General features: G+C 57.6%; 1 protein-coding gene. It reads left to right on the top strand.

The window, feature by feature from the left end; genetic code table 11:
- Positions 1–30: 30 nt before the first annotated feature.
- Positions 31–1206 (top strand): MmgE/PrpD family protein (locus tag EN874_RS32130; protein WP_135858162.1); only part of this gene is annotated, 1176 nt, incomplete at its 3' end.

Below are 1206 nucleotides of genomic sequence, written 5' to 3'. Positions count from 1 at the left end.
AAAGAAGCGGATATATTGGAGTATACCTCAGTGCGAGCCATATCTGAACTCGCCGAATTCGTTAGCAGCTATCCAGCAAGTGCACTGCCTGCGGCGACACGGCGTACAATTTCGTTGCTCATTTTAGATCTTATCGGTGCCACGGCTGCGGGCCTGCGATCGCCGTTAGCTGATGCGGCCAGAAAATCAGCACTGGAAGCCTATGGCGAGGGCCTGATCAGCATTTGGGTGACCGAGGATCGTTCTAGTGTGGTCGGCGCCGCGATGGCGAACAGCGCTGCGGCAAGCGCGCTGGATATCGACGACGGTCATCGTGGCGCAGCAGGTCACGCGGGTGCCGGCGTTATTCCCGCCGCCTTGGCAGTGGCTCAGGCTGTTGACGCGTCGGTCTCCGAGACCATGGTTGCAATTGCGCTCGGATATGAAATCGCCCTCCGAATCGCGAGCTCTCGGCCGGTTGCGGCAATCGATACGTATGCAACTGGACGCTGGGTCGGCTACGGGGCTGCGGCTGCAGCTAGCCGTCTCTTGGGTTTGAGTGCCACGGAAACCGCTCATGCGTTAGGTATTGCCGGATCCGAAGGACCAATCGTCTTCCTGACCACAACCTCGAAATTCGAGGGTAGCACGATCAAGGAAGGGATTCCGCCCGCCGTGGTTGCAGGTATCACCGCCGCCTATCGCGCGCGGGCAGCCGCAACTGGACCTCTCAATCTTCTCGATGACGACGATCGTTTCACCCGCCATCTCCTGACCCAAAATCTTGGGTCTTCATGGGAAATTCAAAAATGCTATCTTAAGCCGTATGCATGCTGTCGCTATATCCACGCAGCTATCGATGCGATACTAGCCATGCGTCGCGATGGGCAAGAGATCCGCAAGCTGCGCATAGAAACTTTCCCACAAGCGCTGCGCCTAGCAAACGAGCGCGCCCCCAGCACCTTGGAGGGGGCTCAATACAGCTTCTATTTTAGTTGCGCACTGGCCGCTTTGTACGGGCGGGAAGCCCTACGGCCTGTTCAACCTGAACGTCTCACTGACGTACGCATCATTGAGTTGGCCGGGCGTATTGAGCTTGAAGCGTCCTCCGATTTCGCTTCGGCGTTTCCAGCCGAAACGCCAGCCCGCGTTGTCATGGATCAAGGGAAAGGGCCGGAAGAAATGATTGTACGACACCCACTTGGGGATGTCCTGCGCCCTTTATCG

Origin of the sequence: Mesorhizobium sp. M1D.F.Ca.ET.231.01.1.1 (genome assembly GCF_003999155.2) — a bacterium.
GTDB lineage: Bacteria > Pseudomonadota > Alphaproteobacteria > Rhizobiales > Rhizobiaceae > Mesorhizobium.
Note: the sequence above shows the minus strand (reverse complement) of the source record. Positions and strands in the feature narration are given on the sequence as shown.